The sequence below is a fragment of the Promicromonospora sp. NPDC059942 genome (assembly GCF_042731755.1).
GTDB lineage: Bacteria > Actinomycetota > Actinomycetes > Actinomycetales > Cellulomonadaceae > Promicromonospora.
In genome coordinates this window covers 320,973-329,173 of sequence record NZ_JBHWLR010000002.1, presented here as the reverse complement: position 1 = coordinate 329,173, position 8,201 = coordinate 320,973, and the positions used below count along the sequence as shown (strand labels likewise).

General features: G+C 75.2%; 6 protein-coding genes. All 6 read left to right on the top strand.

Annotation, left to right across the window (positions count from 1 at the left end; translation table 11 throughout):
• Nucleotides 1–246 precede the first annotated feature (246 nt).
• Genes ACFV9Q_RS03995 through ACFV9Q_RS03970 form a run of 6 tightly spaced genes read left to right on the top strand, consistent with a single transcriptional unit; the run spans nucleotide 247 to nucleotide 8,109 of the window.
• On the top strand, nucleotides 247–1,413 hold the full coding sequence (locus ACFV9Q_RS03995; RefSeq protein ID WP_377233260.1) for a hemin ABC transporter substrate-binding protein: 1,167 nt from the start codon (nucleotides 247–249) through the stop codon (nucleotides 1,411–1,413).
• A 26-nt stretch (nucleotides 1,414–1,439) separates the two neighbouring features.
• The gene (locus tag ACFV9Q_RS03990; RefSeq protein WP_377233447.1) at nucleotides 1,440–2,486 is read left to right on the top strand and encodes a FecCD family ABC transporter permease; all 1,047 of its coding nucleotides are present in this window, start codon (nucleotides 1,440–1,442) and stop codon (nucleotides 2,484–2,486) included.
• The gene (locus tag ACFV9Q_RS03985) at nucleotides 2,483–3,406 is read left to right on the top strand and encodes a heme ABC transporter ATP-binding protein (RefSeq protein WP_377233259.1); all 924 of its coding nucleotides are present in this window, start codon (nucleotides 2,483–2,485) and stop codon (nucleotides 3,404–3,406) included. Before ACFV9Q_RS03990 ends, ACFV9Q_RS03985 begins: the two co-directional genes overlap by 4 nt.
• Entirely contained in the window at nucleotides 3,403–4,941 is a 1,539-nt protein-coding gene (locus ACFV9Q_RS03980) for a hypothetical protein (protein WP_377233258.1), read from the top strand. The genes ACFV9Q_RS03985 and ACFV9Q_RS03980 overlap by 4 nt, the downstream gene beginning before the upstream one ends.
• The gene (locus tag ACFV9Q_RS03975) at nucleotides 4,938–6,356 is read left to right on the top strand and encodes a hypothetical protein (protein ID WP_377233257.1); all 1,419 of its coding nucleotides are present in this window, start codon (nucleotides 4,938–4,940) and stop codon (nucleotides 6,354–6,356) included. Before ACFV9Q_RS03980 ends, ACFV9Q_RS03975 begins: the two co-directional genes overlap by 4 nt.
• A 43-nt stretch (nucleotides 6,357–6,399) precedes the next feature.
• Complete coding sequence (locus ACFV9Q_RS03970; protein WP_377233256.1) at nucleotides 6,400–8,109, top strand: HtaA domain-containing protein; 1,710 nt, start codon at nucleotides 6,400–6,402, stop codon at nucleotides 8,107–8,109.
• The last annotated feature ends 92 nt before the right edge of the window (nucleotides 8,110–8,201 follow it).

Sequence of the window (8,201 nt, the reverse complement as noted above, 5' to 3'; positions counted from 1 at the left end):
TCCGGAACGCCCTTTTTGTACCCCCCCTACCACAGGGGGGGGGGAACACAGGGGTCTTGTAAGGGGTGCTCCCCCGGGTGAGAAAAACTTGTGGGGCCAAACACCGGCCCGTCAGAGGTCGGGGGCTCGGGTGATTTATCACCTCAAGTGCCGACCTGGCTTGACTTAATCAGGCTCGCCTCGCCTAAGTTAGGCACACCTAATTCCATACCGGGGCACCGTCCCGGCGTACGAGGGAGCTGTCCGATGTTGCGCCTGTCCGGAGCCGGCCCCGATCGCGCCGCGACGCGTACCCCGAGCAAGCCGGCCCACCGACGCCGCGCCATCGGCACCGCTGTACTGCTCGCCATCGCCGTCCTCGTCGCAGGGTGCGGCCTGCAGCTCCCCCTGGCGGGGCACGCGGACGACGGCGGCGCCGTCGTCGGCACCGAACCCTTGAGCGCGCTGGAGCCGATCGCCGACCCGCGCGCCTGGACCGGCGAGATCACCGTCGGCACGCCCGACCGTCCCGTCGACCCGATCACCGACGACCCCCGGCCGAAGCTGCCCGCGACCGTCACCGACGCGCAGGGCACCGAGGTGACCGTCACCGACACCAGCCGGATCCTGGCGCTCGACCTGTACGGCTCGCTCTCGCGGATCGTCTTCGAGCTCGGGCTGGGCGACAGCGTCGTGGGCCGCGACGTCTCATCGGGCTTCCCGGAGATCACCGACCGGCCGCTCGTCACGTCGAACGGCCACGAGCTCACCGGCGAGGCGATCCTCGACCTGGCGCCCACCGTCATCCTCACCGACACCACGCTCGGCCCCTGGGACGTGGTGCTGCAGATGCGCGACGCCGGCATCCCCGTCGTGGTGCTCGACAGCCACCGCAGCCTGGAGACCTCCGCCGACCTGGCCCGCGCCACGGGCGAGGCCCTGGGCCTGCCCGCCGAGGGCGCCGCCCTGGCCGAGCGCACCGAGGCCGCCGTCGACGACACGCTTGCGCAGGTCGCGGCGCTCGCGCCCGCCGACCCCGCCGTCCGGCCGCGCGTGATCTTCCTCTACGTGCGCGGTCAGTCCGGCGTCTACTACCTGTTCGGCGACGAGTCCGGGGCGGACTCGCTGATCGAGGGCCTGGGCGGGATCGACGCCGCCGCCGAGGTGGGCTGGAAGGGCATGCGCCCCCTGAACGACGAGGGGCTGATCTCCATGCAGCCCGACCTCGTGCTGCTGATGACCGGCGGGCTGGAGTCCGTGGGCGGCGTCGACGGCCTGTTGGAGCAGGTGCCGGCCCTGGCGCAGACGCCGGCGGGCGAGAACCGGCGGTTCGTCGCGATGGACGACACGGAGATCCTGTCGTTCGGGCCGAGGTCGGCGGACGTGCTCGACGCGCTGGCCCGCGCGTTCTACGCCCCGGAGAGCGTCTCGTGACCCCGGTCGAGACCGACGTCCGCGTCCTGCCGCCCGCCCGACCGGCCCGCACCGCGGTCGTCACCGCCGGCCTCGTGGTCGCGCTCGGCGTGCTCGCGGTCGTGTCCGCCGGGTCCGGGCAGCTCCACGTGCCGCCCGCGGAGGTGATCGGCTCACTGCTGCACCACGCGGGTATCGACGTCGGCCCCATGCCGTCCCACCCGAACGGCGACGCCGCGCTGTGGACCATCCGGTTCCCGCGCGTGGTGATGGCGGCGCTGGTGGGGGCGGCGCTCGCGACGGCGGGCGCCGTCATGCAGGGCGTGTTCGGCAACCCGCTGGCGGAGCCCGGCGTCGTCGGCGTCTCGTCCGGCGCGGCCGTGGCCGCGTCCGTGACGATCGTGCTCGGGCTGACCGCCCTCGGCCCCTGGACCACCGCCGCTGCGGCCTTCGCGGGCGGACTCGGCGCGACGTTCCTCGTGTACGGGCTCGCCCGGTCGGCGGGCCGCACCGAGGTGGTCACGCTCGTGCTCACCGGCGTGGCCGTGAACGCCGTGTGCGGCGCGGGCCTGGCCCTGACCACCTTCCTGGGCGACACGCAGGCCCGCGAGCAGATCGTGTTCTGGCAGCTCGGCTCGTTCAACGGGACCCGCTGGGCGTACGTCGGCGTGGTCGCGCCGCTCGTGCTGGTCGGTCTGGTCGGCGCTCTGCTGCTGGCCCGCCGGCTGGACCTGCTGTCCCTGGGCGAGCGCTCGGCGCGGCACCTCGGCGTCGACGTCGAGCGCCTGCGCGTGCTCAGCATCGTGGTGGTCGCCGTGCTCACCGCCGCGGGCGTCGCGTTCTGCGGCATCATCGCGTTCGTCGGCCTCGTGGTGCCGCACCTGGTCCGCATGGCCGTCGGCCCGGCGCACCGCGTGCTCGTGCCGCTCAGCGCGCTCGGCGGCGCCGTCCTGCTCCTGGCCGCCGACCTCGTGGCGCGCACCGCCGTCGGCTACGCCGACCTGCCGATCGGCATGCTCACCGCGCTGGTCGGGGGCCCGTTCTTCTTCTGGCTCATCCGCCGCACCCGGCGCACCGCGGGGGGCTGGGCATGAGCGCGCTGCTGACGCTGACCGGGGTCCGGGTCGAGGCCGGGAGCGCCGTCCTCCTGGACGACGTCGACCTCGACGTGCGCCCCGGCGAGGTACTCGTCGTCGTCGGCCCGAACGGCGCCGGCAAGTCCACGCTCGTCTCCGTCCTGGCCGGCGACCGCGCCCCCGACGCCGGCGAGGCGGCCTGGACCGGCACCCCGCTGGGCGCCGTCCGGCCCGCCGAGTTGGCCCGCCTGCGGGCCGTACTGCTCCAGGAGAACCAGGTCAGCTTCCCGTTCCGGGTGATCGACGTGGTCCGCATGGGGCGCGCGCCGTGGCAGAGTTCCGGCAGGCAGGGCTCGGGTACCCCGGCCGACGACGACGCCGTGGTCGCCCGCGCGCTCGACGCCGCCGACGTCGCGGGCCTGGCCGGGCGGCGCTTCCCGACGCTGTCGGGCGGCGAGAAGGCCCGCACCTCGTTCGCGCGGCTGCTCGCCCAGGACACCACCCTGCTGCTGCTCGACGAGCCGACCGCCGCCCTCGACGTGCGGCACACCGAGCACCTGCTGCGCCACGCGCGGCGGCACGCGACCGAGGGCGGCGCCGTCGTAGTCGTGCTGCACGACCTGGCGCTCGCCGCCGCCTGGGCGGACCGCGTGCTGGTGCTCGACGGCGGCCGGGTCGCCGCCCTCGGCGCCCCTGCCGACGTGCTCACCGCCGACCTGCTGACCCGGGTCTACGAGCATCCCGTCGACGTGGTGCGGCACCCCCTGACGGGCGCGCTGCTGGTGCTCCCCCGCCACGGCGGCGACGGCGGAGAGCCCGCCCCGGCGCCCGCCGGGACCCCCGACCTGATCCACGCGCAGGCCCGCACCGAAATCCTTGCCCGGGTCCCCGCCCGGACCCCTGCCCGAACCGACGCCCTCAGCGAGGACCCCGCATGACCTCCCGTCACCTGCCCCGTCCGGCGATCTCCCTGGTCGCCCTCGTCGTCGTGGTCGCCCTCGCGCTGCTCGGCCCGGTGCTGACGGCGCACGCCGCCGCACGCGTCGCCGTCTCGGGGCAGCCCGACCCGGGCACGGCCTCGACGGTGCGCATCTCGGGCAGCGGGTTCCAGTCGGTGCCCAAGGCCTTCGGCGGCGTGTACGTGTTCTTCGGCTGGGTCTCGGACCCGTCGGGCGGGTCGTGGGCGCCCAGCCGCGGCGGCGTGTCCGGCGACACCTACCGCTACGTGCCCGACGCCGAGACCGCGCAGAACGCGGGCTACCAGCGGTTCGTCGCCTTCCCGGGGTCGAGCACGGAGGCCGAGGCGAACGGCGGCACCATCGCCGCGGACGGCACCTGGTCCACCGACCTCGTGATCCCCGGCGCGCGCTTCAAGGCGGCCGACGGCTCCACCGTGGACTGCGTCGCCGTGCAGTGCGGCATCATCACGATCGGCGCGCACGGGGTGCGCAATGCGAACAACGAGACGTTCACGCCCGTGACGTTCGCCGGCTCGGGTTCAGGCTCAGGCGCGGGGTCGGGATCGGGCGACGGCGCGGGGTCGGGCAGCGCGCAGGACGACGCGGCCGGGTCCGAGGCGGGCGAGTCCGGCGGCACCGGGTCGGGCAACGGCTCCGGTTCGGACGACGTCGGCTCCGACGACTCGAAGGGCCGCCCGGCCGATGCCAGCCTCGGCGTGGACCAGGCCACGGCCGTCGTGGGCCGCGTGCTGAGCTTCGGCGCCCAAGGCCTGGAGCCCGGCGAGCAGGTGAGCGTCACGCTCGACGACGGCCTGGTCGCTGTCGGGCCGCTCGTCGCGGGGAACCACGGCGAGGTCGCGGGCCTCCTGGAGCTGCCCTCGGACCTGCGCACGGGCACGCACGTGCTGCGGCTCTCCGGGGCCTCCTCCGGGACGACGATCGAGACCGAGGTGACGGTCACCCGCGACCCGGCCGAGGTCTCGGCCGCGGAGGCCGCCGCCGAGGCCGCGGGGGCCGCGGGGACGGGAGCCGCGGGAACGGGAGCGGGTGGAGCGTCCGGGGCCGACGGCGGCGCCGGGGCGAACGCCGACGGCACCTGGCGCCCCGAGGAGATCGCGGTGGGTGTCGCGGCCCTGCTGCTGCTCGTCGTGATCCTGTCGTCGCTGGTCACGTCACTGAAGCGGCGCGCGGACCGCCGCCGGGCGGAGCAGGACGCGACCGAGCAGGATTCTCCGGAGCCGGAGACTGCCCAGCGGGACGCGGAACAACCTGTCGACGACACGAACGACCCAGGCACGGACGAGGCGGGCACCAACGACGCAGGCACCAACGAGGCAGGCACCAACGACGCAGGCACGAACGACGCACGCACGAACGACGGAGAGCCGAGCGCGGGCGAGGCCGCCGGGCACGAACCGGCCGACGACGCCGCGACAGAGCCCGCCGAACCCGGGCGCGCGGCAGCGGAGCAGTACGCACCAAGTACACCTGCCGAGCAGGAGGCCCGCGCATGAGCCGCGCGACCCGCCGTCGGCGCAGCGCCGCGACGTCCGCCGCCCTCGCGCTCACGCTCCTCCTGTCCGCGGCGACCACGGCGTCGGCCGCGACGTCCGCTGCGACATCGACCACGGCATCGGCCGCGACGTCCGACGACCAGGGTCCCCTCCTCCTGACGGTGACCGTGCCCGAGGACGGGACCGAGCCGCCCGGCCAGGGCGAGGACGGCAGGCTGACGAACGCCGAGCTGCGCTGGGCCGTGAGCGTGCAGGCGGGGTCGGAGAGCCACCTCGCCGGGCAGTGCAACTTCCTGGTCGCGGGCCGCCCCGGGACCGACGGCAACACGGGCGGCGGGCGCATCTGGACCGCCGCCGACGAGGACCTCTACCACGGGCGGTCGGGCGACGTCCGCGTGCTGCGCACGGTCGGCCGGGGCGCGGACGCCGCCCAGCGCGCCGCCACGTTCAGCACGCGCTGCACGTCGCCCGACGGCCGACCCGTCTCGTACGCCGCGGGCCGGACCACGGGGGCCGAGGTCGTGCTCACCGGCGGCACCGGCACGCGCGAGGCCGACGGCTCGGTGCGCATCCGCTGGACGGGCAGCTTCACCGTGGTGTTCTACGGCGGCCTGGTCTACTGGTGGGTCACCGACCCGGAGCTGCGCCTGGACTCCGCCGGCAACGGCGCCCTCACCGGCACGCTCGGCGGCTACGGCACCGACCAGCAGGACATGACCCGCTGGGAGCCGCTGCCGTCGACCCGGACGTCGCTCGTCACCTTCACCGGACGCCGCCTCGACCCCGACTCCCGCGGCGGGCACCTGGTGCCCGACTACTGCGGCGTGCGCGCGAGCACCGGAGACCGCGTGCCGCAGCTCCGCGAGGACCCGGCCGGCAGCTGCTGGGGCTCGTTCCCGCAGGCGTTCGTGAACTTCCACCAGCTCGTGGGCGAGCCCGAGTTCTGGTACTCCACCGGCACCCGGGACGAGATCAAGACCCCCGCGAACGTGAGCGTCAGCTTCGACGCCGCGGAGTCCGTAGGCAGCGCCGGCCCGGGCAACGGCGGCACCGGCACGGGCGGCGGGGGCAGCGGCGCCGACAACCCGCCGGCCGCCGTCCCGCCCGCCACCACCGGTCCCGAGGGCAACGGCGGCGGTTCAAGCTCCGGCGCCGGACCAGGCTCGGGCTCCGGCACGGGCGGCGGCACGACCACCACGCCCGATCCCGACACCCCCGCCTCGTTCCTCCCCGTCGCGGCCGCGACGCTCGACGCCGCCGGCGCCGCCCTGATCCCCGACGGCCTGATCCCGGGCGGCGCCACCGGTCGCCGGCTCGCCGTCCTGACCGCCGTGCTGCTGGTCGCCGCGTCCGTGGCGATCCTCGGCTTCCGGCAGGGCTGGCTCGTGCTGCCCTTCCGGCGGCGCGACCCCTGAGACCCCCAGTCCGCAGTCCATCCCCAGAGAAAGGCAAGAACTGATGACACGCAGCAGACCGGCGGGCCGCACGCGGCACCGCGGGCACGCTCTGATCGCCACCGGACTGGCCGCGACGCTCGGCACGGCGCTCGCCGCCGCGCCGCTCGTCGCACTGACCGCCACCGCGGCGGAGCCGACCGACGTCACCGCGGACAGCGGCGACCTGGCCTGGGGCTTCCGTGAGAGCTTCCGCAACTACGTGGGGCGCCAGACGGCGGCCCTGCCGCCCATCGGAGCGGTCCCGGTCGGCGAGCGCATCACGCTCGTCGCGCCCGGCGAGTTCGACGAGGACGGCACGCCGGCCGCCAACCTCGACACCACCCCGCCGAACGAGACCCTGCCCTACCTCCTGCCCGTCACGGGCGGCACGGTCACCGACGCGGACAACCTGACGGTCGCGAGCGCGGGCGGCGCCGTCTTCCACTTCCCGTCGCACGCCTTCACGGTGACGGTCAAGGACGTGGCCGTCGTGGTCGACGGCGGCGCGGGCAGCCTCGTGGGCGACCTCGCCGTCGAGATCCCGGAGAACAACCTGGGCTACGAGCCCGGCACCTACGGCGGCGACGACGTGGTGCTCGGCGAGGTGGCGACCACCACGGTGGACGTCGCGGCCGACGCCGTGACCGTCTCCGGGACCGGCGTGACCCTGACGGCCGAGGGCGCCGCCGCGCTCCAGGGCTTCCTGGCCGAGGGCGCCGCGCTGGACAGCTTCACCGTGAGCGCGCAGACCAGCGCGCCGGCGGAGGAGCCCGAGGAGTGGAACCCGACCGTCACGCTGTCGAAGGCGTCGGGTCTGGACCCCGACGGCGAGACCGTCACCGCCACCGGCTCGGGTTTCGACCCGGCGGCCAACGTGAACACCTCGGGCCGACCGCCGGTCGCCGCGGGCGCGCCCACGGGCGTGTACGTGGTCTTCGGTTCCTTCGGGAACCCGTGGCGGCCGTCGGAGGGCGCCGGCTCAGGCGCCCGGACGGTGCTCACCCAGAAGTGGGCACTGCCGGAGCCGTCGTACTCGCAGGTCAAGGCGGACTTCCCGAACGTGGCCGGGCAGCTCGTGCTGCTCAACCCGGACGGCACGTTCACGGCGGAGCTCGCCGCGGCGCCGTCGGACACCGCGACCGGCACCTACGGCGTCTACACGTACGCCGCGGGCGGGGCGGCGGCCAACGCCGCCCAGGAGCTGGGCGTCCCGGTGTCGTTCGCGACGCCGGGCGGCTCCTCGGGCGACATCGACCTTGAGGTCACCGTGCCCGAGGGCGAGGACCCGAGCGAGCCCGGCGCGTTCACGTGGACGGTCGTGGGCGGCTCCGAGGCCGTGAGCCTCGGCACCGCCGAGGCCGGGGCGGGCGCCCTGACCGCCACGGGCGACCTCAAGCGGGTCACCGTCAGCGACACGCGCGCCGGCGGTCCCGCGTGGAGCATCAACGGCACGGCGACCGACTTCTTCGCGACCGGTGGTTCGGCGTCCTTCCCGGGCAGCAGCCTGGGCTGGTCGCCGTCGGTCTCGGAGAACACCGGGGGCGCCGTCGCCGGTGCGCTGGTGCGGCCCGGCACCGGCTCCGGCCTCACCGCGGGCGCCACCCTGGTGTCCGCGCCGGCGGGACACGCGTCCGGTTCGGTGACGGCGGACGCCACGCTCGACCTGCGCATCCCGTTGGAGACCCCGGCCGGCGACTACGCGAGCGTGCTCACGCTCACCGCGGTGGGCTGACGGTCCCGTGTTCTCCCTGCCTCATCGCGCAGGCCCGTCGGCGGGCAACGACCCCTGGAACTGTTAATACAAAGAGGGGTGTTGCCTCCGCC